24 protein-coding genes are annotated in these 23,759 nt (G+C 41.3%); 11 read left to right on the plus strand and 13 right to left on the minus strand.

From position 1 onward, the window contains the following. Positions 1 to 186: 186 nt before the first annotated feature. Together ACWU4D_RS02135 and ACWU4D_RS02140 are read right to left on the minus strand one after the other, a co-directional pair. Positions 187 to 2,181 carry a sensor histidine kinase gene (locus tag ACWU4D_RS02135; protein WP_456049726.1) on the minus strand — a complete coding sequence of 665 codons (1,995 nt, stop codon included), beginning with the start codon at positions 2,179 to 2,181 and terminating at the stop codon, positions 187 to 189. Further along, positions 2,174 to 3,589 (minus strand): sigma-54-dependent transcriptional regulator, encoded by a 1,416-nt coding sequence (locus tag ACWU4D_RS02140; protein WP_456049727.1) that lies wholly within the window; start codon positions 3,587 to 3,589, stop codon positions 2,174 to 2,176. Before ACWU4D_RS02140 ends, ACWU4D_RS02135 begins: the two co-directional genes overlap by 8 nt. A 149-nt stretch (positions 3,590 to 3,738) precedes the next feature. Between ACWU4D_RS02140 and mobA the strand changes: the two genes are divergently transcribed. After that, positions 3,739 to 4,362, plus strand: a complete 624-nt coding sequence (gene mobA / locus ACWU4D_RS02145; protein WP_456049728.1) for a molybdenum cofactor guanylyltransferase MobA — start codon at positions 3,739 to 3,741, stop codon at positions 4,360 to 4,362. Between the two features lie 27 nt (positions 4,363 to 4,389). After that, on the plus strand, positions 4,390 to 4,650 hold the full coding sequence (locus ACWU4D_RS02150; protein WP_456049729.1) for a DUF2960 family protein: 261 nt from the start codon (positions 4,390 to 4,392) through the stop codon (positions 4,648 to 4,650). Between the two features lie 89 nt (positions 4,651 to 4,739). On the opposite strand, the gene nagK is transcribed toward ACWU4D_RS02150, so the two are convergent. The 3 genes from nagK to ACWU4D_RS02165 all read right to left on the minus strand — a co-directional run bounded on the left by nagK (position 4,740) and on the right by ACWU4D_RS02165 (position 7,002). Then, positions 4,740 to 5,645, minus strand: a complete 906-nt coding sequence (nagK, locus tag ACWU4D_RS02155) for an N-acetylglucosamine kinase (RefSeq protein WP_456049730.1) — start codon at positions 5,643 to 5,645, stop codon at positions 4,740 to 4,742. Between the two features lie 129 nt (positions 5,646 to 5,774). Continuing rightward, positions 5,775 to 6,512 (minus strand): tRNA-uridine aminocarboxypropyltransferase, encoded by a 738-nt coding sequence (locus ACWU4D_RS02160; protein ID WP_456049731.1) that lies wholly within the window; start codon positions 6,510 to 6,512, stop codon positions 5,775 to 5,777. 148 nt (positions 6,513 to 6,660) lie between these two features. Further along, positions 6,661 to 7,002: a DUF3802 family protein gene (locus ACWU4D_RS02165; protein WP_456049732.1), complete on the minus strand. Its 342-nt coding sequence runs from the start codon at positions 7,000 to 7,002 to the stop codon at positions 6,661 to 6,663. Between the two features lie 298 nt (positions 7,003 to 7,300). On the opposite strand from ACWU4D_RS02165, the gene ACWU4D_RS02170 reads away from it, so the two are divergent. Further along, positions 7,301 to 8,164, plus strand: a complete 864-nt coding sequence (locus tag ACWU4D_RS02170; protein ID WP_456049733.1) for a fructosamine kinase family protein — start codon at positions 7,301 to 7,303, stop codon at positions 8,162 to 8,164. Between the two features lie 17 nt (positions 8,165 to 8,181). Here ACWU4D_RS02170 and ACWU4D_RS02175 read toward each other — a convergent pair whose 3' ends face one another. Next, positions 8,182 to 8,790 (minus strand): riboflavin synthase subunit alpha, encoded by a 609-nt coding sequence (locus tag ACWU4D_RS02175; RefSeq protein ID WP_456049734.1) that lies wholly within the window; start codon positions 8,788 to 8,790, stop codon positions 8,182 to 8,184. A 110-nt stretch (positions 8,791 to 8,900) separates the two neighbouring features. Here ACWU4D_RS02175 and ACWU4D_RS02180 point away from each other — a divergent pair, with 110 nt between their 5' ends. Next, the gene (locus tag ACWU4D_RS02180) at positions 8,901 to 10,262 is read left to right on the plus strand and encodes an MATE family efflux transporter (protein ID WP_456049735.1); all 1,362 of its coding nucleotides are present in this window, start codon (positions 8,901 to 8,903) and stop codon (positions 10,260 to 10,262) included. A 43-nt stretch (positions 10,263 to 10,305) separates the two neighbouring features. On the opposite strand, the gene ACWU4D_RS02185 is transcribed toward ACWU4D_RS02180, so the two are convergent. Together ACWU4D_RS02185 and ACWU4D_RS02190 are read right to left on the minus strand one after the other, a co-directional pair. Next, a complete protein-coding gene (locus ACWU4D_RS02185; protein WP_456049736.1) occupies positions 10,306 to 11,181 on the minus strand; it encodes a DNA ligase in 876 nt (291 codons plus the stop codon). Between the two features lie 218 nt (positions 11,182 to 11,399). Then, complete coding sequence (locus tag ACWU4D_RS02190; protein WP_456049737.1) at positions 11,400 to 12,353, minus strand: lactate/malate family dehydrogenase; 954 nt, start codon at positions 12,351 to 12,353, stop codon at positions 11,400 to 11,402. A 316-nt stretch (positions 12,354 to 12,669) separates the two neighbouring features. Between ACWU4D_RS02190 and ACWU4D_RS02195 the strand changes: the two genes are divergently transcribed. The 5 genes from ACWU4D_RS02195 (at position 12,670) to ACWU4D_RS02215 (ending at position 17,999) form a co-directional block, all read left to right on the plus strand. After that, positions 12,670 to 13,962 carry an extracellular solute-binding protein gene (locus tag ACWU4D_RS02195; RefSeq protein ID WP_456049738.1) on the plus strand — a complete coding sequence of 431 codons (1,293 nt, stop codon included), beginning with the start codon at positions 12,670 to 12,672 and terminating at the stop codon, positions 13,960 to 13,962. A 77-nt stretch (positions 13,963 to 14,039) separates the two neighbouring features. Further along, on the plus strand, positions 14,040 to 14,906 hold the full coding sequence (locus tag ACWU4D_RS02200) for an ABC transporter permease subunit (RefSeq protein WP_456049973.1): 867 nt from the start codon (positions 14,040 to 14,042) through the stop codon (positions 14,904 to 14,906). A 24-nt stretch (positions 14,907 to 14,930) separates the two neighbouring features. Then, positions 14,931 to 15,785 (plus strand): sn-glycerol-3-phosphate ABC transporter permease UgpE, encoded by an 855-nt coding sequence (gene ugpE / locus ACWU4D_RS02205; protein ID WP_456049739.1) that lies wholly within the window; start codon positions 14,931 to 14,933, stop codon positions 15,783 to 15,785. A gap of 28 nt (positions 15,786 to 15,813) precedes the next feature. After that, positions 15,814 to 16,953: an ABC transporter ATP-binding protein gene (locus ACWU4D_RS02210; RefSeq protein ID WP_456049974.1), complete on the plus strand. Its 1,140-nt coding sequence runs from the start codon at positions 15,814 to 15,816 to the stop codon at positions 16,951 to 16,953. A 320-nt stretch (positions 16,954 to 17,273) separates the two neighbouring features. Then, a complete protein-coding gene (locus ACWU4D_RS02215) occupies positions 17,274 to 17,999 on the plus strand; it encodes a glycerophosphodiester phosphodiesterase family protein (RefSeq protein WP_456049740.1) in 726 nt (241 codons plus the stop codon). 137 nt (positions 18,000 to 18,136) lie between these two features. Here ACWU4D_RS02215 and ACWU4D_RS02220 read toward each other — a convergent pair whose 3' ends face one another. The 3 genes from ACWU4D_RS02220 to ACWU4D_RS02230 form a co-directional block, all read right to left on the minus strand. Next, positions 18,137 to 18,865, minus strand: coding sequence for a chromosome partitioning protein ParA (locus ACWU4D_RS02220; protein WP_456049741.1), 729 nt, complete (start codon positions 18,863 to 18,865; stop codon positions 18,137 to 18,139). A 24-nt stretch (positions 18,866 to 18,889) separates the two neighbouring features. Further along, positions 18,890 to 19,048, minus strand: a complete 159-nt coding sequence (locus ACWU4D_RS02225) for a hypothetical protein (protein WP_456049742.1) — start codon at positions 19,046 to 19,048, stop codon at positions 18,890 to 18,892. Positions 19,049 to 19,348: 300 nt separating this feature from the next. After that, positions 19,349 to 19,984: a LysE family translocator gene (locus ACWU4D_RS02230; protein WP_456049743.1), complete on the minus strand. Its 636-nt coding sequence runs from the start codon at positions 19,982 to 19,984 to the stop codon at positions 19,349 to 19,351. A gap of 210 nt (positions 19,985 to 20,194) precedes the next feature. Between ACWU4D_RS02230 and ACWU4D_RS02235 the strand changes: the two genes are divergently transcribed. Continuing rightward, entirely contained in the window at positions 20,195 to 21,682 is a 1,488-nt protein-coding gene (locus ACWU4D_RS02235) for a carboxypeptidase M32 (protein WP_456049744.1), read from the plus strand. Here the strand turns inward: ACWU4D_RS02235 and ACWU4D_RS02240 are convergent. Together ACWU4D_RS02240 and ACWU4D_RS02245 are read right to left on the minus strand one after the other, a co-directional pair. Then, positions 21,621 to 21,959 carry a hypothetical protein gene (locus tag ACWU4D_RS02240; protein WP_456049745.1) on the minus strand — a complete coding sequence of 113 codons (339 nt, stop codon included), beginning with the start codon at positions 21,957 to 21,959 and terminating at the stop codon, positions 21,621 to 21,623. The two genes, ACWU4D_RS02235 and ACWU4D_RS02240, sit on opposite strands and share 62 nt — an antisense overlap. 79 nt (positions 21,960 to 22,038) lie before the next feature. Next, positions 22,039 to 22,953, minus strand: coding sequence for a GlxA family transcriptional regulator (locus tag ACWU4D_RS02245; protein WP_456049746.1), 915 nt, complete (start codon positions 22,951 to 22,953; stop codon positions 22,039 to 22,041). Between the two features lie 113 nt (positions 22,954 to 23,066). Here ACWU4D_RS02245 and ACWU4D_RS02250 point away from each other — a divergent pair, with 113 nt between their 5' ends. Continuing rightward, complete coding sequence (locus ACWU4D_RS02250) at positions 23,067 to 23,585, plus strand: cysteine hydrolase family protein (protein ID WP_456049747.1); 519 nt, start codon at positions 23,067 to 23,069, stop codon at positions 23,583 to 23,585. Positions 23,586 to 23,759 lie beyond the last annotated feature (174 nt).

Consider the following 23,759-nt stretch of genomic DNA (forward strand, 5'->3'; position numbering starts at 1 on the left):
GGATTTTTCTTTAGCAATTTGAAGTTTAACTTTTTGATAAGTAATAATTTAAGTGTTCTTTGGATAGTGCTTTTAGAATGAAGGCTTAGAATCTCTTTTAGATGTCAATGCACTAAATTGATGCTTTTTCACGATAATGGAGCAAAGGCTTTCGATTGGTGTGGTTAATTTTTGGTGCAACTGGTGTCAGTTCGAGTTGGTTGGAATAAAGATAGTAAAGGTTGTTTGCTCACTTGTTGACGTCACTTGGATTTCCCCTCCCATTTGATCTATTAGATTCTTAGAAACGGATAATCCTAACCCTGTTCCTTCACTTTTTGTTGTAAAGAACGGGTCAAAGATATGGTTTATATTTTCTTGAGAAATCCCCTGACCTTGATCTGTAATCGCAATTGCGACGCCATTATCGTGGTCATCTTCAATCCAATTAAACGATTGAATGGTGATTTCCCCTATTCCTTGCATCGCTTGAATGGCGTTGACCTGTAGATTGACAAGAACTTGCAACAACTGGTGTCGATTGACACTCACATCATGCTTGGCGTTTAAAGAAAAAGTGAAGGTAATATTACGTTTATTTTCGCCAGTGCGCACAAGAGTGACACTTTCTTCAATGATTGGGTTGATCGATTGAGGGAAACTTCGACTACTCTGAGTTTCGCTCTTCCTACTGTATTGTAGAAGGCTACGTATAATATCGCGTATTCGATCGACTTGTTTTCTAATTGAACGTAACTCGTCATCGAAGTCATTATTTTGCGATGGCAAACTGAGTTTTATAAGATCGGCGTTACCCAATATCACGGCGATTGGGTTGTTTATTTCATGTGCTATTCCCGCCGTAAGTTCACCTAAAGCGGCCAGCTTTTCTTGGGCAATGAGTTTATTTCGAGTTTGTTCAAGAAGACGAAGTTGCTGCTCTAATAACAAGTTTTTCTCATTGAGGCTTATTGTTCGTTGATCCACTTGCCGCTCTAAGGATTTAGCAAACTCGATGATTTCTTTCTGCTGTGAATTCAAGATGTCCAGCATTCGGTCGAACTGCAATGCAAGTTGGCTTAGTTCGTTGTCGGAGTTGAGGCCGAGAGATCCGATTCGTGATGCTTTCCCCGTTTGAACGGCATTGACCACTCTCGATATTTGTTCGATTGGGCGGAATAGTGATCGTGCAGAGCGATACACTGCAATTCCTGAGATGCCTAATAGTAAAATAGCAAAAATGCCTATTTCAATAATATGAGTTAAGTAGAGCTTCAGCACTGGCCACATTGGGTAGCCTGTATAAAGCATGCCAATAATGGCGTCGTTATAGTCGTAAAGTGGCTGATAAGCTGTGATAAACCAGCGGTCAATAACGCGAGTGAGATTCACCCATTCTTGTCCTTTTAATACGACGTGTTCATAGACCTCCGGTGATACCTTGGTACCAACCGCTCGCGTATCGTAACCATTTTCTGACGCTAACGAAATATTGGTGCTGACTCGAATATTATCAAGAAAAAAGGTAACCGTGCCATTTGGACGAGTGCTGTCATAATGTGATGGGTAGATTAAGTCTCGGATATTATCGACCAACTGAGATTTGTGATTGAGTAATACTCCGGCATCTAGGTAGCCGATTAACTGGTTTTCATGGCGGTAAATGGGAACCAAGGTTCGAGTAACTAACGCTCGGGTTTCTATTGTATGTTCATCAACTATCTCTATTTGAGCTTGCTGCAAAAGGGCAACGTTCATGTCGGCAAGAGTTCCTGCGTCGAGAACTGAAAAATACGTACCCAGTTGAGCGGTTTGCCCTTGAACGATAGCTTGGGTTTTTGGGTAGTAACGAATGAAGTCAAATTCGCCACGGTTACGAGGTTGTGCAAGCCAACGGTTAATTTCCTCGGTATCTGTGGTCTTATTGAGCAATTCATTTAACTGGTATGAGCTAGCCAGAGTATTGAGTTTTAGGTCTTGCTCACTCAATAGAAATGTCACGCTACTTCGAGCCACTCTTAATCGTTCAGATACACTTTGTAAGGTATTCTGCCAAGTGTAGTGAACCGACCAATAAAGGCTGATGATAACCAATGCGACTATCGTAATTAGAATTGGCGCAGATGTAAGTACTAATAAGCGATACCTTACCGTTTGGCGGAATTGTCTTAACCGAATTAAAGCTCTATCCCATTTAGTCACGAGTGTTCTCTTCTTCCGCTTGCCATTCTTTGAATTTTCGTTCTAACGTTTTTCGTGAAACGCCCAATTCGCGAGCTGCTGCTGATTTATTCCCTTCATTAAATTTCATTACTTTCAGTATATGCGCTCGTTCAATATCTTTAAGAGCCCAGTCTTCAGGGTAGCCCACTTCTTGTTGGTTAACGGTTAAATCGGGAGAGTAATCTGCGTGAGACACAGAAAGTACAACACCGTTGTTTGGAATGCCGCGGTTTTGCAAGTCTTGCCAATATTGGCTTGGTGATTTATTGAGTAATAAACATCGTTCGATTAAATTTCGTAGTTCTCGAATATTTCCCGGCCATTCATGGTTTTGCATTTCTTCACTGTATTGGTTAATCCACGGAGGTACAGGAAGGGACAGTTGACAGCACAATAGCTGGGTGAAGTATGGCGTTAGCTCGATAAGGTCGGCTTTTCTCTGCTTTAATGGTGGTGAGTCGATCTTTAGTACCGCTAACCGATAGTAGAGATCGCTGCGAAACTTGTTTGTGTCGATCAAGGTTTGAAGCGAGTTGCTGGTTGCTGCAATAATACGAACATCGATAGCGATATCGATATTGCTTCCCATTGGGCGGATAATCTTTTGTTCTAATACTCGCAACAACAGGCCTTGCAGATCCAATGACATCGAATCGATTTCATCCAAAAACAGCGTTCCGTTGTTCGCGAGTCGGATGAGGCCTTCGTCGACGCCTCCATTCCCAAAGAGCTCTTTCTCTAAACTTTGGTTGGGATACATTGAGCAACTTACGGTTACGAATGGTCCATTTCGGCCACTTTTATTGTGTAAAGTTCGAGCAATCAAGGATTTACCTGTTCCCGACTCCCCTTCGATTAACACTGGTGCTTTCGAAGGAGCATACTGGCTAACAACTTGTTTGAGAGCTTTTGTTTTATCGGAATTTCCAACAATTTCTTGGTTGATATGTTGGTTTATTTCTCTAGATAGTGCTTTACTCTTTCTCTGTTCTAAATGCCGTTTCATGCATCGATCTACCGAAGTAAGAATTTGGTCTAGATTGAAAGGTTTGAGAATAAAGTCTGTTGCGCCGAGCTTTAATGCTGAGATTGCGGTATCTACGGTGGCGTAGCCTGTGATAAAGATAACATCAACAGGTCTACTTTTATTCTCAAACACCTCAACCCATTCAATTCCTGAACGACCCGGTAAGTTAATGTCCAATATAACCAGATCATAATGTTGATGGTTGCGAAGTGCTTCCCCTTCTTCTACTGAGCCAGCACAATCGACACGGGTAAAATATAAACTGAGTGCTTTTCGCAGAATATGTTGCATGTCTTTTTCGTCATCAACGATTAAGACAGAAAAGGTATTGTATTGGCCTGGTTCTATTGAATTTGACATAATTCGCTTCGGTTAGCCGTCAATATGCGACATTTTGTCTCAGTGAGTATTTTTTGTCACTATATTCCTAAAATTTTGCTATGCATTACGTGATTATTTGTTATAAATGCTCGCCAAATATCTCGACTATTCGCGTCTAGGAGAAAGTATTGATAAGTGATAAACCACAAAGTATAACGTGGGTTATTTTAGCTGGCGGTAGAGGCCAGAGAATGTCTGGGCAAGACAAAGGATTACTGAAGGTCGGTGATTCTTGTTTAGTTGAACTAATTGTTAATGAGTTACAAAGACAGATCTTGGCAGAAAATCGCAGTGAGTATTTGTTAATTAATGCCAATCGAAATATTGCCACCTATCAAAAATATGCTGAAGTTGTGACGGATTTAAATGATCAGTTTCAAGGGCCGTTGTCTGGGATGCTTGCTGCATTAATGCATACTAAAACGGAGTGGATTGCCGTTATACCCTGTGATAGTCCTAACATTCCTCTTCAGTATGTGGAGAAGATGGTGTCCGCAACAGACACAGAATCAGATGTGTTGGTGGCGTTCGATGGCGAACATGTTCAACCTGTTTTTTGCTTAATTAGACGTTCGATTCAATCTAAATTGGAAGAGTTTTTACGTCAAGGAGAACGTAAAGTGGGTTTATTTTTCCGTAACATGCAAGCGGAGCGGATAGATTTTAGTGACAATCCTGAGTTGTTTGTTAACATCAACCACCCAGAAGATTTGGCTCAATTTGTTGCCTCACGATCGCCCTTTTCTCGTTAATTTCGTATTCAATCAAGGTACTCATTTATGGCTCGCGTAATTACTTACATATATAAAGAAGAAGCAAAAACCCTGACTTTTTCTTATCAGCAACATCTCAATATACATGAAGCAGTGGCCGAAGCAGAAGGCATTGATATCTCCGATTTCCTCGCCATGGAACAGCAAATAGAAGCGGTCTCTGATACGAAATCAGTAAGAAACTATCGCGATAACTATTTTAAAAAGCTTGGTTTTTCTGAGCTAAAATTATTACCAAAGGAAAATAAAGGCATTGGTGAAAAATAACCAACAACGGTAATGCCTCTGTCTTTTTCATAGAAATAAAAAACCGACCATAAAGTCGGTTTTTTAGTAAATGCGAAACGATCTTTTACTTAGATATTGAGAAATGCCGCACCACGAACGCCACCGGAATCGCCATATTTTGCTTTCAGAATTTGCGGGCATTTTGCAATCGGAAGTAAGTACTTAGGTACTCGTTTAGGGAGCTCAGTGTAAAGCGCTTCAAAGTTTGATAATCCGCCGCCTAAAACAACCACATGAGGATCGTTTCCTGTAAACAAGTTTCCAAAACACGCAGCTAAGAATTCAAGAAACAGATCGACAAACTCACTCGCTTTATCTTCACCACTTTGATAGCCCTGGATAATATCAACGGCTTTGCGCGCTTCGCCATAGCGATGTTGATATAACAATTCAAAACCTCTACCCGATAGATAGTTATCAAGGCATCCTTGTTTGCCACATCCACACTGTAAATAGGGTGGTGTGTCGCCTAAAAGCATCCATGCATCGATTGGTACGCGCATATGCCCGAGTTCGCCCGCAACATGATTTCGGCCAGAAAAAACTTTACCGTTATAAATTAAACCACCGCCAAACCCCGTTCCTAAGATCAGTCCCATGACTGAAGGAGAATCCTTAAGCTGTTCATCCCAGGCTTCAGAAAGTGCAAAGCAGTTGGCATCATTTTCGAGCTTCACCTCGCGACCAAGTCGTTTTTCTAAATCGCGGCGAAGATATTGACCGTTTGCGCAAGGGATATTAACAGTAAGCACCTTAGAGTCTTGTGCATCCTCCATTCCAGGAAAGCCAATCCCGACTTTGCCACAGGTATTAAGTTCACGGTCATACTTTTCTACAAGGGAAACAATGGTCTCAAGCAACGTTGTGTAATCATCTGATGGCGTCGCCGTTCGTTCTGTTGCTACGCGGGCCAAATCATTGTCAAAAGCACCAAATTCTATTTTGGTTCCTCCGACATCAAAACCATAGTACATATCAGTCTCCTGTGAAAAACATATTTATCGTCGCAAAATAACATTATTTATAATCATACAAAAGGAAGTGCATTCACCCTAAAACCAATACGTTAAAGCGTGATGTAGCGCCAATTAATACGTTAGTGCTTAGGTGTTATCTAGGGTTTCATTGAAATTAATCAGCTTTGTCAGAGCAGATCGACCTTGGTCACCCTCTCCTCGGCTTTTCGAGAGTTGATACGCTTCTCTAAACGCTTCGAACCAGTGGATAAGTGCATCTGACTCTGGATTCAGCCCAACATTTTTTAGAGCTAATGCGGTGACTTCCGCTGTAGAAAGGTGGTTTTCATTTTCTGACTTACGTAATAAATATTGTGAAAGATGCGTCGGAGTAATTGAAATCACGGGTAACGCATTGAGATACGGAGACTTTCTAAACATTCGACGAGCTTCTCGCCAACTCCCATCTAACAAAATTAGGAGTAATGTTTTATCTGAAGGTACTAACGCGTCTGCAGATAAAATACGACGGCTATCTTCAATGTATTCTTGGGGGAATAGAATAACTGGAAAATACTTTGGGTCGCTAAGTAGCACTAATAGGTTTGGATCGGGTTCCGTTCTATTCCATTGAAAAGCGTGTGTGTCTGTGACAATGTCAGCTACTAATCGCCCTGTATTACTTGGTTTTAGTACTTCATTATCAGACAGTAACAAAAGTACCGCGACACGGTCAGAGGTTCGAGGGCGAGCGTGGCATATGCAATAAGGCTTTGCAGTCTGACAAACGCTACATCGTTCAGTTCGTCCGCCACGTGCTTGAAATGGTTTGGTTGAGTTTTCAATGCGATTTTGATGCAGGCGTTGAAAGGAGTTAAGGGTCATGAAATGATTTTTAGTGGCGAATTGGTGAGGCGATTGTAATTTGTCTAATGAATTTAGCAATACGTAAGAGAAATAAGCTTTAAATTATACCTAACAATCATGGTTACAGAGCGATCGACCTCCTTATCAATCAAACTCGATGCTATCTTTAATCGTATTTTGTTACAGCAGAATCAAATAAGTTTTTCACCAATCCAATGAATTCGTCTAGAAATTCGACCTGTTGATTGGTTGCTTTACTTTGCCAGCACCCAGCTAAAACCTCCGCGAGATCGGCAAAAACAAAATCGACTTCTTTTAACAGGCGGAAGCGAACGCTTGAATGCATTTCTGGGTTTTGAGCGAACAGCGCCATAATATTACTGGTCACCATATCGGATACAATATCTTCAATGCTCTCTTCGCCTGTATCACCATTCGACGTAAAGATGCTTAAATTCTCAGAAAGGTGCTCAATTAACGCTAAATATCCATCTGTATCAACAACCATTAGAATCACCACTCATACTTCTACATACCTTTAAATTATATCTAATTATATTGAATTCACATTAGCGATACAAATTTACTTTAGTTTTTGTGTGGTTTTATGATTTTGATCTTGTTTTGTGTAGGTAGTCTCCGATTGAGATCAAAGATCTCACTAAATGATTCAGATAAATAGAATAAATGTTATTGAAGAAAATAATTTTTGATAAAAAATGTGAAAACTATGCACTATGTACAAAGATTGTACAGCTTAATGCCTTACACTTAACGTAGGTATTTCGATTAGAGGTGACTCAGTTATGTGGCAAGTTATATCTAAACAGATTTCCAGCGTCATTGATCAAGACTTTTTTCCTCATCATAAGTTAGAGCTTGATGGCGGCGATATTAACCAATCATTTCGAATCAGTGATGACTCACTGCACTTTTTTGTCAAAACTAACGAAAAAGAATGTTTACCTATGTTGGTGGCTGAGGCTGATGGTTTGGAGGCATTAGCGAAAGCTCAAGCTTTGACTGTGCCGAATGTCATTGCTCTCGGCACAACGAAAAGCAACAGCTATTTAGTATTAGAATTCTTGCCAATGACGCCGATTGAAAGCGCAACCAGTTATGCTCTAGGTGTTGATTTAGCTAGGCAACATCAGTGGGGCGAACAAGGAGAATATGGTTTCGATCTTGATAACTACATCGGCTATTCGATTCAACCAAACGGTTGGCATAAAAAATGGTCTCGATTTTTTGCTGAACAACGGATTGGTTGGCAGCTTCAACTGTTACGAGAAAAAGGGATAGAATTGGTTGATATTGACCAATTCGTGGATTTGATTGCGATGAAACTAGCACATCATCATCCTAAGCCTTCCCTACTTCACGGCGATTTATGGTCAGGGAACATTGGCCGTATTGGTCGAGGCGCTGTTGCGTTTGATCCAGCGTGTTATTGGGGAGATCGTGAGTGTGATATTGCGATGACGGAATTATTCAATCGTTTTGATGAAGAGTTTTATCGTGGATATAACGATATATATCCACTTGATGTCCACTATCCAATGCGTCGAGATATTTACAATTTATATCACATCCTTAATCATTGTAATTGCTTTGCAGGTCACTATATTGGTGAAGCTCAGAACCGAATCAACCGTATAATGAAACTTTAACAAAGCGTTATATTAGATTATTGACGTTGTGATAGAACTCTTTCGACGGTATCAACTATCGCCTGAGTTTGCGGATCAATTTCTACATTGATCCGGTCGCCTACTTCTCGCGTTCCAAATAGCGTTTTTTGTAATGTTTCAGGAATGAAGCTTACACTAAACCGATTTTCTTCCACATTTGAGATGGTTAGCGAACATCCATCTAAACCAATATACCCTTTGGTTAACACATATTTTGCGATATGTTCGTCAAGTGAGAACCACACGGTGAGATTATTGGTCTGTGGAATTAATTCAACGATGGTAGTCGTTTGCATTATATGACCAGACATATTGTGTCCACCAATCTCATCGCCAAATTTTGCAGCACGTTCGACATTGACGAAATCTCCCGGCATTAAGTCGCCTAAATTGGTTAGAGATAATGTCATTTGCATGAGATCGAAGCTCACCAAATTGTCGTTGATTTCAGTGATGGTTAAACAACATCCATTATGGGCAATTGAAGCACCAATGGTTAAGTTGTCACACAGATCATTAGGCAAACGGAGGGTGTGAGTTTGTAAGCCAGTTTTACGCTCAATGGAGACAACCTCTGCTTTGCCTTGAACAATCCCAGTAAACATTATTATTCCTCATAAATTCGTAGCAGAAATACCAACAATTCTCTATCATTGCGGCCTCATTGCACTGTAACATTTTTTACAGATAAAAAGACTGCCATTGGGAGCATTTTGTGCACCGGTATCGAATCGAAATTAAAAAGTTAATAAAATTAGCGACCCCTGTTTTGGTCGCCTCAGTCGCACAAACAGGAATGGGCTTTGTTGATACTGTCATGGCGGGAGGAGTGTCAGCTCTTGATATGGCCGCGGTCTCTATCGCAGCGAGTATTTGGTTCCCGACGATCATATTTGGGACTGGTGTATTAATGGCGTTGGTTCCCGTGATCGCTCAATTAAGTGGGGCGCGTAAGCTAGAACAAATTCCTTTTCAAATTCAACAAGGTTTATTAGCGGCATTGCTTCTTTTGATTCCGACAATTCTTGTGTTGATGCAAACCAATACCATACTCGAGTTTATGGATGTCGATCCTGAATTGTCCGCTATGACCAATGGTTATATTCATACCATGTTATTTGCAGCACCGGCGTTTCTTTTGTTTCAAGCGTTGCGAAGTTTTACCGATGGAATGTCTGATACTCGAATTTCGATGATCATTGGCTTTTGCGGTTTGGTATTAAATGTGCCGGTAAATTACATTTTCGTTTATGGTAAGTTCGGTGCTCCTGCGCTAGGAGGCGTTGGATGTGGTGTGGCTACCGCTATTGTATATTGGTCAATGTTTGCCATGCTGCTGTTTTATATTGTTACGTCAAAAAGATTGGCTCACGTTCCTATTTTTGCGCAGTTCTACCGACCAAATGTTAAGGAGCTAATTGGCTTCTTTCGGCTAGGGCTTCCTTTAGCGACGGCCATCTTTTGTGAAGTAAGTTTGTTCTCAGTGGTGTCTATTATTATTGCCCCTTTAGGCGCTCAAATAGTGGCTTCGCATCAAGTTGCATTGAACTACTCTTCGCTAATATTTATGATTCCGATGAGTATTGCAGCAGCGGTTTGTATCCGAATAGGGAACTTTATCGGTGAAGAAAAACCGTTGGACGCGATTGTTGCAGCGAAAACAGCGCTATTTCTTGGTTTTACTACCGCTCTTGTAACGGCAACGTTTACCGTGTTGTTTGCGCAACATATTAGTGAACTTTATACCCACGATGTAGACGTTCAAAACCTAGCGGTTGGCTTACTTTTCCTTGCTGCGATATACCAGTGCACCGATTCCATTCAAGTTATTTGTGGTGGCGTTTTGCGCGGCTACAAAGATATGAAAGCAATATTAGTGCGAACCTTGGTGTCGTATTGGGTATTTGGTCTTCCTAGCGGATACATACTTGGTATGACCGATTGGATCGTCCCGCATATGGGCGCGTTTGGCTTTTGGATTGGCTTTGTAGTCGGGTTATCGGTATCTGCAATATTGTTGGGATTGCGTTTAAAAGAAATTTTTAAGCGACAATTAGCAATGAACATTAGTGCCTAATAATCTATGACAGTTGCGAAAGTAAAACGCCTTGCTAGCGTTGTTACTCTTTGAAGCGAACCCTAAGAAATCGGGCAAACCGTGGTTTTCCTTTCTGGGTTAAATTTTGATAGCGATAGGTAATTTGTGAGCCTATCTCGGGTGGTGTTAGGCGAAGTTTATCGCTTAACCCACTGCCTATCGCAAATTCTACGTTATTGCTATCTCGTACGATTAATGAACCTACTAACCCAGTGTACTTTCCTTTCCCCGCTCGGTAGCCGATTACCGTCGCTTCCGCATCTTGGTACGGTTTTAACTTGAGCATGCCTTGCTGGCGGCCGTTGATCGAAGTCGTATCAGGATCGCGCAGTATCAGTCCCTCACCGCCTCGGGTTATGACCTCGTTAAATAATCGATTCAGTTGTGTTGTATCTGAAACCTTATGGTGTGATACAAGTCGTAAATGGTCTTTTAATCGTATGCCTGAAAACCATTGTTCTAAATTTTTATATCGAACGGCAAAAGGTTGCTGAGTGTCTGGACGATCAAAGATGTGGTACTGAATCGACTGCCACATGTTGTCATTCGGTTGCAAAGTTAATACTGTTGATTGAATCTCTTCAAAACTTAGATTTGACGCCCATAACTCCCCATCTAAAGCAAAAGGTGGTAGGTCTTGAGTAAACCAACTCGGCGCTATGATTGGATTACCGCGACGTGTTATTAATCCTTGGCCTGTCCATATTGCACGAATCCCATCGAGCTTTTCACTAACAAGGTAGTTGATATTTATTTGCGCTGATTGGTTATAAGTCACGGCAAGCGGTATGGGAACCGGCGTATAGGTGGTAGCAAAAATCGGTGATGCTTGAAGTCCAATCGTGATACTGACTATAAGAAGGGGCTTGGCAAATGAATGCTTGGAAGATAAAGACATGAGAGCCTCCAGTGTAATAACGGAAAGCGTTCTATTTTGAAAAAAACAGTGAGTGTAGAACGGCTGTATGACGATTACGCTACGTGATATCAAATCGTCATCAACCTGAATTAAATACAAATGGGACTCTGTATTTACATTTTGCTTCGTATCTGACTTAAATCTTCACTCAAAACGTCGCTCTTGCCGAAAAAATGGCGACTAAATATTCATGTCGGTTAGTGACTAAGTCCTGTTATTTTTTGTACCTTCAGCACCTGTTGTTGCATCTCGTGGGCAATCGCGTGCAGTGACTGTAGTTCATCATCGGTAAATGGATGAATTAATATGGATTCGGCACCCTTGTGTCCAACAACCGTCGGCAGTGATAAAACCACATCACTGAGTCCATATTCGCCTCTTAATAGTGTGCCGATTGGAAGTACCGATCGTTCATTAATCATAATTGCCTGAATGATCCGAAACACACTGGCGGCGATCCCGTGTGTCGTATTATGTTTCAGTTTTAGGATTTCGTATCCTGCTTGTTTCACCGAGTCGAGGAGTTCATCTGCATCAATTCTCGGTAACTTGTTTTGGTCACAATAGTAGTCAGCTGGTTGACCTGCGATGGTAATCAAGCTTTTTGGAGTAAAGCAGTTGTAGCCGTGTTCACCTAAGACATAACCAAATACGTTTTTAGGATCCAGGTTTACACGTGAAGCGACAATTGACATTAGACGGGCAGTATCGATAAGGCAACCAGCACTGATAATTTGCGAAGGTGCGTATCCAGTATTCGCAACAATAAAATGAGCCACGATATCACACGGATTGGTTGCGACGATAATGATGGCATTGGGTGCGACTTTTTCGACTCCTTTCGCAATATCGACGATAATTTGTGTATTGATTTCAGCTAAATCCAAGCGGCTTTGATGAGGTTGAATTTGTGCTCCAGCGGTGATGACAACAACATCGGATCCCGTCATTTCAAAATAGTCGTTTGTCGCGGTGATTCGGGTGTTTTTGCTAAAGGTTAAAGCAGCAGTATGGCGAAAGTCGTACACTTCTCCTTGTGCTTTTTCGAGAGTGCGATTAAACAAAACTAATTCACTAGCGCTGCCTAAACTGAGTACATAGTTACATACACCAACACCGACAGATCCTGCTCCAATAACACTCACTTTCATACTCACCCCTTATTACGATATAAAATCACAGCGAACAATAGTATTACACGCAAGCAATTTCTATTCCTTAATAAACTGCATTGTCCTAGGTAATTTAGAATAATGTTCTGAATTTTATTGCACCAATTTGATGTCGAATTAGGCGCATATGCATAATTTCTGTGCAGGTTATCGAGAAAATTAGGGTCATTATATCGACATAAAACGTTCACTCTTTTGAAACTCAAGATACATGTAACTGTCATATCTCCATTTCATTATTGGTCGAAGGAAACCAACGTAAATTCGAACGAAACCTTTAAAAGGAACGGAATCAATGAACAAATTCATGTTGTCAGGTTTAGTGGCGGTAATGGCGTCAACACCAACGTGGGCAAAAACAGAAGTAACATGGTGGCATGCAATGGCAGGTCAACTGGGCGAAACAGTCAATAAAATCGCTTCTGATTTTAATGCCTCACAAGACAATTACGAAATAACACCAGTTTACAAAGGCACATACACAGAAACGTTAACGGCGGGCATCGCAGCTTTTCGTGCGAAACAATCGCCGAATATTTTGCAAGTCTTTGATGCCGGTGCAGCAACTATTATGAATGCGCCAGGTGTGGCTACGCCAGTCCAAGATGTTCTTGTTGACGCTGGTTACCCATTTAATAGTCAAGATTACCTTGAAGGTGTGCGTAATTTCTATGCTAATACCGAAGGCAAAATGATTGGCATGCCATTCAACAGTTCAACACCCGTGCTTTATTACAACAAAGATCTCTTGAGCAAAGCAGGTGTAGAAGCGCCAAAAACCTATGAAGATTTTGAAGTGGCGGCGAAAAAACTGAAGCAGAACAATATTACTGCCCTCGCCCAATCTCATACCCCTTGGATCATGTTCGAAAACTTTAAAGCCCGTCATGATCTGCCTTTCTCTGACCAAGACAATGGGTTTTCTGGCTTGTCGACCAAAATCAACATTAATACCTCTGATATGGTGATGCATGTTGAAAAATTAAAAGAGTGGTCGGACAAAGGTTACTACCAGTACTTTGGAAGCGACTGGGATGCTAACCAGAAGCCATTTGAACGTGGTGAAGTTGCAATGTGGTTAGGCTCTTCAGGTTCATTTGGTGGCTTGCTTCAACGTGTGGAATTCGAAATGGGTACGACGTATTTGCCGTATTGGGAAAAATTGCACAAAGAAGGCGTTCATACCTTTATCGGTGGTGCGGCATTGTTTGCGATGAATGGTCATGATCAAGAAGAGAATAAGGCGGTTGCCGCATTCTTTGATTACCTAACCAAAGCAGACGTTCAAATGTACTGGCACAAGACGACTGGTTATGTACCTGTAACCAATGCAGCTTACGATCTCACTAAACAAAGTGGTTACTACAATGAATCACCTGATGCAGAAGTAGGTGTTAAGCAGTTGAGTCTGGCGTCCGGTCAATGGAACAAAGGCTATCGAGTAGGATTTTACCCACAAATTCGTGAAGTTATGAATCGTGAATTCGACAACATCTTCGCGGGAACAAAAGAGGTTAAACCTGCTCTTGATGCGGTTGAAGCGGAAAGCAGTAAATTGCTTAAACGTTTTTCTCGTACCGTAAAATAACGCCGTTTGACTTCCCCCATCACGGCATCGTGGTGGGGGATTTTTTGTTTTAAGGATCGATTGTGTCTCAACAACGTATGTTTCAACATAGCGCGCTGCCATATTTATTACTGGCGCCTCAAATCTTGATTATTGCCCTTTTCTTTATCTATCCGGCGGCACAAGCAATTTATCTCTCGTTCACGCTCGAAGACCCTTGGGGATTGTCGAGTGAGTTTGTGTGGTTTGATAATTATGTCGAACTCTTTCAATCGACAGATTACCTAGCGTCATTAGGTTTTACTCTAATGTTCTCTTTTATTGTGGCGGCTTTGTCTCTTGGATTGGCATTGGTGTTAGCGGTGAAGGCGAATAATGTCATTCATGGTAAAAGTGGTTATCGCATAATTTTAACGTGGGTTTACGCCGTTGCCCCTGCTGTCGCGGGCTTAATTGGTGGGTTTCTTTTTGCACCACATATTGGGCCATTAAATCAACTCGCTCACCATTTAGGTTGGGAATTCAGCCTACAAACCAATCCCACAGATGCCATTATCGCACTTGTACTCGTCGCCGTCTGGAAGCAGGTATCGATCAACTTTATCTATTTCCTTGCTGGGCTGCAGTCAATTTCGAAAGGTGTAAACGAAGCCGCACTTTTAGATTGTGAAAGTGGTACTCGTCGTTTTTGGACGATTACCTTTCCACTGCTTGCCCCAACAGCGTTCTTTTTGGTTGTCATTAATCTCACTTACGCATTTTTTGAAACATTTGGAATTATCGACACATTAACCAATGGCGGTCCTGGTGGAAGCACCACCTCTTTAGTTTACAAAGTCTACCGAGATGGTTTTGTCGGTGCCGATTTAGGTGGAAGTTCGGCGCAATCGGTTGTGCTTCTGGTCATGGTTCTATTTCTTACGTATTTACAGTTCAGATTTATTGAACGACGTGTCCATTACTAATTTGGTATCGAGAGAGTTTAGATAATGAAAAAACATCAAGTATTCGACCAGTTAGTCGATCATGCAGTGCTGATCATTGGCGGCGCATTATTGCTTTTCCCAATCTGGTTAATTTTCGCAAGCTCCACTCATGAAGCGACCACCATTATGAAAGATGGGTTGCAATGGCTACCTGGAGATCAGGTTGGCGACATTTATCGCGAAGCTTGGGGAACGGCTCAAGGCTTTACTGGGCAAGTGACGGCTCAGTCGATGATTATTAACTCGTTAATCATGGGATTAGGGTTTTCCATTGGTAAAATAATTATCTCAATGATGGCCGCGTATGCGCTAGTGTATTTCCGCCTTCCCTACGCCGAATTTTGGTTTTGGTTAATTTTTGTAACGTTACTATTACCTCTTGAAGTTCGGATTATTCCGAGTTATGAGGTAGTCGCAAATTTAGGCATGTTAAACAGTTATTCTGGACTGATCTTACCTTTGATTGCGTCCGCAACGGCGACATTCTTTTTTCGTCAGTTTTTTAAAACCATACCCAATGAATTGCTTGAAGCTGCTCAGCTTGATAATGCAGGGCCGGTTCGTTTTTTGGTCGATATATTGATTCCTCTTTCACGAACTATGATGGCAGCAATCTTCATCATCATGTTCATTGTTGGCTGGAACCAGTATTTATGGCCAATCATGATGACGACCGATGAGTCCTACAACACGATTGTGATGGGAATAAAGCAAATTCTAAACAGTATTAATGAAAGCTCTACACCGCGATACGACTATGCATTGGCACTTGTCATTTTAGCCATGCTGCCACCGATTTTGGTCGTCGTAATCTTTCAGCGCTGGTTTGTTAAAGGGTTAGTTGAAAGTGAAAAGTAATTTAAATTTAAAACAGGAAGTCGTAAATATGCAAAGTGGAATCGCCCTAGAGCTGAATTCAGTCGTCAAGACCTATGAAAACGGTCATCAAGCCGTCAAAAACATTTCGCTCTCTTTTAATAGCGGTGAGTTTATTGTGCTAGTTGGCCCTTCGGGTTGTGGCAAGTCATCTCTGTTGCGCTGTATTGCAGGACTGGAAGATTTAAACTCGGGGCAAGTTTTTCTTCATGGAACCCGAGTGGATAATATTAAACCCGCTAAGCGTGATATCGCAATGGTGTTCCAAAACTATGCGCTTTATCCACATATGTCGGTATACGATAATTTGGCTTACGGTTTAAAAAATCGTGGTGTCAGTAAAGACGATATTGATAGCAAAATCGCTGATGTGGCGAAGATCCTAAAGATAGAAGACTATTTACAGCGCAAGCCGGCAAAACTGTCGGGTGGCCAGCGTCAGCGTGTTGCTATGGGACGAGCCATTGTCCGCGATCCTCAACTGTTTTTATTTGATGAGCCGCTGTCAAACTTAGACGCTGCACTTCGCACTCACATGCGCCTTGAAATAAAAAAACTGCATAAGAAGCTCGGAGTGACGAGTGTTTACGTCACTCATGATCAGGTTGAAGCGTTGACTCTCGCCGATCAAATTGTGGTGTTAAATCAGGGGAATGTTGAGCAAGTCGGTACACCGATGGAAGTGTATCGCAACCCGAAAACCAAATTTGTCGCCAGTTTTATCGGTAGCCCAGCTATGAACTTTATTGATGTGGAATTGGATCAAACGTGCTTGTCGGTTGGCAATCAATCGATATTGCCATCGAGCCCATTTTACAGTCCATCGGCTCAAGCAATGACAATGGGAATTAGGCCGGAAGATTGCTCTCTTACTGGCACGGCAAGTGATCTTCAGCTTGATATTGTTCCTGAGGTCATTGAGCCTCTTGGGTCGCATTATTTAGTTCATGCACGATGCTTCGGCCAACTGCTTAGCTTTACAATGACAGAGCAACTTCCTGAATTAGATAAACGGGTTACCTTATATGTAAACCCCAATTCACTTTATTTATTTGACCAAAATGACCAACGGGTTTATGCGGCGCAGGAGATTATGCCTGATTCGCGTAACGCATCAGAGTTGGCTCAGTTTAGTTCGTTAGCTGGGTAATATATCTGGTGAAAATAAGGTCGTTTTCTATGATGGATACAATCTACGGATTATTGTTATTTTGTGTTGTGGCCATATCAAATCATGGAAAATGACCTATTATTTACATCTTAATATGCAAATTATAGTCAACCGATCATAGATCGGAGATATCGGAGTCGTCTTGTTGTTGATCGTTTTAATTGAGAACGTTATGCTCCCCCAACTTATGGGATATCAACGGCAATGCACGACTGCTTTTGAGATTGTGATGCCCATTAAATTCTAAGAATTGTGTCGACAATTCATTATTAAATATAACGACGGTTAATAGGTATTTTATGAAACCACGCATAGTTGGTCATAGAGGCGCATCGGGCTCACACCCGGAAAATACTCGAGCGAGTATTATGGCTGCCATAGAGATGGGCGTTAATTGGGTAGAAATCGATGTGCAACCAACGAAAGATAATGTGTTAGTGATTTGTCACGATCACACGATTGATCGTTGTAGTGATGGTCACGGCCGGGTCGACCAATTTACTTATGGTGAATTATTACAATTTGATTTTGGGGCATGGTTCGACAAAAAGTTTGTCCACGAACGTATTATGACGCTCGAACAACTGCTTATTTTGGCTTTAGAAGACAACTTCTGTATTAACATTGAAGTCAAGATCGATGATTTTCACGATAAAAAAGCAATCGTTGCGAACTTAACTCAATTACTAGAGCGCTATCCTGATATCTATAAAAACATTGTAATTACCAGCTTTAATGGTGAGATTACCCGTTTGATTGCCGCTTCAATCCCACAAGCGAAAATCGGAATTTTAACGGAAACATTGAGTCAGGATGATATCGATCTGATTAAAGAAATCGATGCGTTCAGTTGTCATATAAATTATCGACACCTTAACAAAGAAGATCTTACTCAATTGAAAGATCTGGGTGTCGAAACGTGGTGCTTTACCGTGAATCGTCCAAGCACATTTCCGCTGCTTGACCAAGTCGAATCCATTTTTACCGATTTTCCAAATCACTTTATGCAACCAGAAACATGCTAGTGAGCAGTTTTTCGATTTGCACTAATTGATTAGCGTTTCGTTATAAGAAGAATGAACAAAACGGCCGAGGAGATAAAAGTCTCCTCGGCCGTTTTTTACTTTTAGATTCGTATTAGGAAAGTTGAAACGAAACCTACTTACAACCCCATTTGCTCGGTTAGCGATTGAATTTGCTTTAAGTCCATCTGGTGAACACGAATAAGTTGGTTTATCTCACTTAGACGAGCACTGGTTTCATCTTGACGGATACACGCGTCATCGTTTCCTTGGTAGTTTTCTCCGGTTAAATAATCATCACATTTCTTCGTGTAATTTTGTAGCTTACTTGCTAAGTTTTCTTTTTCACTTTCCAATCGGCTCAATTCTTGGCTGATGGTCAATTCGCGTTGAAATACTTGCCGTGAACGGTCGAGTATTGAACTTTGTAAGTCAGCTTGATTATTTAATCGCTGGTTTTGTTGTTTTACTTTTTCGATTTGGCCTGTCTGGGTTTCAATCTGTTCTAGCAGGTTTTCATTTTGTTTTACGAGTAGTGACACCTGCTCTTCCAATGATTCAACCTGCTGTAATCCAATTTCTTGCTGTTGCTTGAGTTTCGAGTTGAACTCTTCTTGCAACTGTTCGAACTGACTGCGCTGTTGATCTTCGGTTAATATCGTTCTATTCGCGACGATATTTTCTAGCTTTTCATTTTTCTCTTGCAGCGTGTGATAAGCACTTTCCCATTGACCTGATGTCAGGGTACTGCCAAGTAATCCCCCCATGGCAATACCCAACACCCCGGTTATAGCTATATAGATATAAGTACGTTTATCTCGCTGTTCAATTACAACAACATCATCTTCAAGTTGTTCCGACTTACTCAACGTTAACTCCACATATTTGGTGTGTTAGTGAAACAGTTCGCTAACGACAACATAAACTACATATAACGCAAATGAACTTAGTAGTGCGATTACGACGCCTTTTTGCATCTTTTGATTGGCTCGATACTTTACTAACATAAAGACGATTCCAATTAATGCGGCAATTACAATCAATCTTGTCATGGTCATTTCCCTATTTATTATTATGAAACGATTTAGGTCGGTATTATGTAGAATACGCCTATGTTTGAAATTACCAAACGTTGTTATCTCATAAAACCGCAAGCGTCAGAAAAATAGCACATTAGTTGTAATCAACTTAGTTACTGCAATTCTTGTTCCGACTTTTTATTAATTAAGAGTGGATTTGAATAATTTACGATTTGATATCACAAAAATGAATACACCGAGACGACTATTTGCCTCGGTGTAATGATATTTTGACGTTGTTCGTTCTAATTGAATTCGTTCTAAATGAGAGAGCTAACGGCGTTCTAGCAGCAACTTAATACCAAGTGCGACTAACACAAACCCTGTAACACCTTCCATCCACCGCATAAATGACGCGTTCTTTAGTAGTGCCTTTGCCTTACTGAGCGCACCTGCCAACCCACATTGCCACACCATAGCAATAACAAAGTGAATCGCTGCCATTAATAGCGACTGTCCAAGTAACGAGTAATTTGGATCAACAAATTGAGGCAAGAAAGCTAGGTAAAACACCGCTGTTTTGGGGTTTAACACGTTAGAAAGGAAGCCTTCACGTAATGACCGTTTCATACTCAGCGTGTTAGCAAGCGAACTGTCAACGTTTAGAGCGCCATTTTGATTGGCTCGTAACGCCCATAAGCTCGATATACCCAACCAAATTAAATAGGCTGCCCCAATCGATTTTATGATTTGAAACAATTCTGCTGATTGCGCCAAAATGGCCGAGACACCGATCGCTGAAAATGTCGCATGGAGAAATAAGCCGGAACATATTCCAAAACTGGTAACGCTGCCATCGACAAAGCCACCACGTGAGGTATTGCGAATAACCAGAGCGGTATCAAGCCCTGGGGTTAAGGTCAAAATGGTAATCGCAATAAGAAAGGCTTCGAAATTAATAATATGCATGAAGAAAACTCAAAATAAAACACACTATTTTTATACCGCACTACGTGTAATTTGTCTCGCACAAATGCAATCTCATTCTTTATTACGTGACACTGTAGCGTAACGCGCTGCTTCGAATTATTATCTTCACAGCCCTATCGTTAATATTGGCTTGGTGTGTACCTCAGAGCTTGATAAGCTAATGAAAACGATAAAAATAGGATCCAGTTAATGAACGCGATTGATAAGTTAGTTGCTCACAGTAAAAAGGTATCACATTACCAACATCTTTCTGCCATTTGTGGTTGGGATCAAGCTGCTGTCATGCCATCGGGCGGAGCTGAAGCTCGTGCTGGCGCGATGGCAGAGTTACATGTGCATATTCACCAGTTAATGACTAAACCAGAATTGGCTGATTGGATAGCTCAGGCTGAGCACGAGTTATTAAATACCGAGCAGTCTTCTGTGTTACGGGAATTCAAACGTCAGTACCGTAACGCTAACGTATTACCAAGCGATTTGGTTGAGGCGAAATCACTCGCTGGCGCAAAGTGTGAACACGCGTGGCGGACACAGCGTAAAGAAAATGATTGGCAAGGGTTTGAAAAGAACTGGGCTGAAGTGGTCAATTTATCTCAGCAAGAAGCTCAAATTCGTGCCGATGCGGCAGGAACCACAGCTTATGACGCGATGTTGGACTTATACGAGCCCGACACTACCACAGCTCAGCTAGATGTTGTATTTAGCGATGTAAAAACTTGGCTGCCCGATCTGGTGAATCAAGTTATCGATAAACAAGCCTCTCAATCGCTAATCTTGCCAAATGGTCACTACCCGAGTTCGCAACAGAAATTGTTGGGTCAAGATGTGATGAAACTGCTGCAATTCGATTTCAACCATGGTCGGCTAGATGAAAGCGTGCATCCTTTTTGCGGTGGCGTTCCCACTGATGTACGTATTACCACGCGTTATAGTGAATCGGAATTTGTTCAATCATTGATGGGCATCGTTCACGAAACTGGCCATGCGCGTTATGAACAAGGTCTTCCTAAATCACTGGCTGGTTTATCGGCAGGCGAAGCACGTTCGATGGGTATTCACGAATCTCAATCTTTGTTCTTTGAAATGCAAGTTGGCCGCAGTGCAGAATTTGTTGCCCATCTATCGAAGTTGGCCGGTCAATATTTCTCTGACGATCCGCAAGCATCAAGTTTGTTTACACCTGACAATCTTCAGCGTTTGTACACCCAAGTTGAGAAGGGTTACATTCGAGTCGATGCCGATGAACTCACCTATCCTGCTCACGTGATTTTGCGATATGAAATCGAACGTGATCTGATTAATGGAAAAATTTCGCATCGTGATGTGCCTGAGTTATGGGATGCGAAGATGCAAGCATCACTGAATCTATCAACCAAAGGCAACTTCCAAAATGGTTGTATGCAAGATATTCACTGGACCGATGGCGCCTTTGGGTATTTCCCTTCTTACACATTAGGCGCTATGTATGCGGCGCAGTTTATGGCATCGATGAAGCAAACTGTCGATGTGGAAGCGGCGATTCAGAGCGGCGATCTTTCCCCTATTTTCTCGTGGTTATCAGAGAATATCTGGAGCAAAGGCAGCACATTAACCACCGGTGAGTTGGTCAAAGCGGCTACAGGTGAAACCTTGAATGCAGCACACTTTCAAGCGCATTTGATAAGTCGTTATTTATAGGCTCAAATTGCGAGTAGCTAAACGTTACTCGCTTTTTATTCAAAAAAGCAAACTTGTTGCCAAGCCACTTCCTATGCCAATCAATAACGTTAGGAAATGTCACCTTCAGATTCGTATCATCCACCTCAAAAACTTTTTCATACAGCTTTGTTAAAAGGATTGCTTCAACGTCATCCATTTCATCAGAATCCATGATGCCTAGCTTATTAGCCAGTACTTTGCCTTGTGACCCGTTTTCGTATCGTGTTTCTGATGAATCGAGTTCGTATCTATTCATAGCTTGAGATTCTCCTGCTTGGATGCATCTGATACAACAAAACCTAATGCCTTATATCCCCTGTTCCGTTTTGAATGAATCAAGAAAATCGTTTTCTAAACTCTCGTGGAGATAACCCGACAATACTAATGAACACCTTTCGAAACGCGCTGATATCTTCGTACCCTACCTGATTACATATCCATTCGAATGAATGCGGAGTACTTTCTAAGTAGTCACATGCTTTTTGTACTCTAAGATGCTGCAAATATTGATTCGGATTATAACCTGTCGCTTTTAAAAACCTTCGTTGCATTGTACGTTCGACAAGATTCGCTTGCTTGGCTAATTGTTTTATATACATCGGTTCTGAATAGTTTTTATGCATGATTTGTTGAACCGCAACAATTGCGATATCACCATGACAGAACGATGGATTAAATTGTTGATAGTAACTCTGTTCTCTCTGTGCGGTATCGATGACTAGCGTTTTACCAAGTTGACGTACAACACTTGGCGCTGCATATTTGGCGATTAATTCAAATCCAAGATCCAACCACGACATCATCCCACCGGCGGTGATTAAATCACCATGATTTACCATTATTTTGTTGCTATTCAGCTCTACCCTAGGGAAACGCTCAGAAAGTTGGTCTCCCAACGCCCAATGGGTTGTGGTTTCTCTTCCGTCCATCAATTCGGTTTCGGCTAGAATAAACACTCCTGCACATGCTGATGCGAGAACGGCACCTTTCACGTAGTGTTCTTTTAACCATTGAATAAATGCTTCTTCCGGTGCTAAGTAGTAATCATCGGTTGAAGCTGGAGGTAATAAAATAACTGTTAAACTTTGAGTTATAAGATCAGTATGAGGAATCAATATGGGTTCAAATACGACTTCAATTCCTTGTTCCTTACAAATTCTGTTGGCAAGCAAAAACATTTCTTCAAGACCATAAACGGATGACTTCAATACAGAAGGATATTCGCATATTCCTATACTTATCTTTGTCATATCTATTCTCACGTGTCGTTTATGACCTGTTTTATGTCATTTTAGCCTCTAAAGATCATACAGCAAATAACACATAATCTTCTGGATTAAATTTCATTAACTAGGAGTCGAAAATGAGTAAAAAAGCCTTACTTGTCATTGATGTACAAAATGACTATTTCTGTGGAGGTAAATTTCCATTGTGGAATACTGAGAAGATCTTGTGCAATATTAAGCAATTGATCAGTCACGCCAATGCAGAGCATGTTCCAGTTATCCTTGTGCAACATATATCTCCAACACAAAAGAAGATGGCCAGTTTTTTTGAAGAAGGCAGTGACGGAGCCAATATTCATCCAGAAGTGTTATCGATATGCCTCAAAGCTGAGGTGGTTATTAAGACGCACGCTGATAGTTTTTATCAAACTAATCTGGAAAGAACACTAAATAAACTCGAGATTGATGAATTGTTGATTTGTGGAATGATGACTCAAAATTGCGTTACGCATACCGCTATTTCTAAAGTAGCCGAAAAGTATAAGGTGTCCATTATCGAAGATTGCTGTACGACTACCGACAAAATGATTCATAACATGGCGTTAAATGCGGTATCAACGCGAGTTCCCCTATTGGCTTTATCTGAGACATTATAAACGTATACGTCGTTAAAGATTTGGAGAGAATTCATGTGGAGCAACTGCCCATGGGTTCTCGGTTTAAGAAGGTATTGGACAGAAACGTTTCAGTTGCCATGCTAAATTAGCAAATCTTGGATAACTTCAGGTACGGAAAGTCACTTAACGTAGCGTCCAGTATTACTGGTATGG

It is taken from the genome of Vibrio phycocola (assembly GCF_053850235.1).

What these genes read in the sequence shown, in the direction of transcription:
- ACWU4D_RS02165 (WP_456049732.1), bottom strand. Translation starts at nt 7,002, where the DNA reads ATGGTTGTTGATACAGATGGATATTTAGCGTTAATTGAGCACCTTTCT.
- ACWU4D_RS02195 (WP_456049738.1), top strand. Translation starts at nt 12,670, where the DNA reads ATGAACAAATTCATGTTGTCAGGTTTAGTGGCGGTAATGGCGTCAACA.
- ACWU4D_RS02210 (WP_456049974.1), top strand. Translation starts at nt 15,814, where the DNA reads ATGCAAAGTGGAATCGCCCTAGAGCTGAATTCAGTCGTCAAGACCTAT.
- ACWU4D_RS02225 (WP_456049742.1), bottom strand. Translation starts at nt 19,048, where the DNA reads ATGACAAGATTGATTGTAATTGCCGCATTAATTGGAATCGTCTTTATG.
- ACWU4D_RS02150 (WP_456049729.1), top strand. Translation starts at nt 4,390, where the DNA reads ATGGCTCGCGTAATTACTTACATATATAAAGAAGAAGCAAAAACCCTG.
- ACWU4D_RS02250 (WP_456049747.1), top strand. Translation starts at nt 23,067, where the DNA reads ATGAGTAAAAAAGCCTTACTTGTCATTGATGTACAAAATGACTATTTC.
- ACWU4D_RS02235 (WP_456049744.1), top strand. Translation starts at nt 20,195, where the DNA reads ATGAACGCGATTGATAAGTTAGTTGCTCACAGTAAAAAGGTATCACAT.
- ACWU4D_RS02245 (WP_456049746.1), bottom strand. Translation starts at nt 22,953, where the DNA reads ATGACAAAGATAAGTATAGGAATATGCGAATATCCTTCTGTATTGAAG.
- ACWU4D_RS02185 (WP_456049736.1), bottom strand. Translation starts at nt 11,181, where the DNA reads ATGTCTTTATCTTCCAAGCATTCATTTGCCAAGCCCCTTCTTATAGTC.
- ACWU4D_RS02160 (WP_456049731.1), bottom strand. Translation starts at nt 6,512, where the DNA reads ATGACCCTTAACTCCTTTCAACGCCTGCATCAAAATCGCATTGAAAAC.
- nagK (WP_456049730.1), bottom strand. Translation starts at nt 5,645, where the DNA reads ATGTACTATGGTTTTGATGTCGGAGGAACCAAAATAGAATTTGGTGCT.
- ACWU4D_RS02200 (WP_456049973.1), top strand. Translation starts at nt 14,040, where the DNA reads ATGTTTCAACATAGCGCGCTGCCATATTTATTACTGGCGCCTCAAATC.
- ACWU4D_RS02215 (WP_456049740.1), top strand. Translation starts at nt 17,274, where the DNA reads ATGAAACCACGCATAGTTGGTCATAGAGGCGCATCGGGCTCACACCCG.
- ACWU4D_RS02190 (WP_456049737.1), bottom strand. Translation starts at nt 12,353, where the DNA reads ATGAAAGTGAGTGTTATTGGAGCAGGATCTGTCGGTGTTGGTGTATGT.
- ACWU4D_RS02170 (WP_456049733.1), top strand. Translation starts at nt 7,301, where the DNA reads ATGTGGCAAGTTATATCTAAACAGATTTCCAGCGTCATTGATCAAGAC.
- ACWU4D_RS02230 (WP_456049743.1), bottom strand. Translation starts at nt 19,984, where the DNA reads ATGCATATTATTAATTTCGAAGCCTTTCTTATTGCGATTACCATTTTG.
- ACWU4D_RS02140 (WP_456049727.1), bottom strand. Translation starts at nt 3,589, where the DNA reads ATGTCAAATTCAATAGAACCAGGCCAATACAATACCTTTTCTGTCTTA.
- ACWU4D_RS02240 (WP_456049745.1), bottom strand. Translation starts at nt 21,959, where the DNA reads ATGAATAGATACGAACTCGATTCATCAGAAACACGATACGAAAACGGG.
- ugpE (WP_456049739.1), top strand. Translation starts at nt 14,931, where the DNA reads ATGAAAAAACATCAAGTATTCGACCAGTTAGTCGATCATGCAGTGCTG.
- ACWU4D_RS02175 (WP_456049734.1), bottom strand. Translation starts at nt 8,790, where the DNA reads ATGTTTACTGGGATTGTTCAAGGCAAAGCAGAGGTTGTCTCCATTGAG.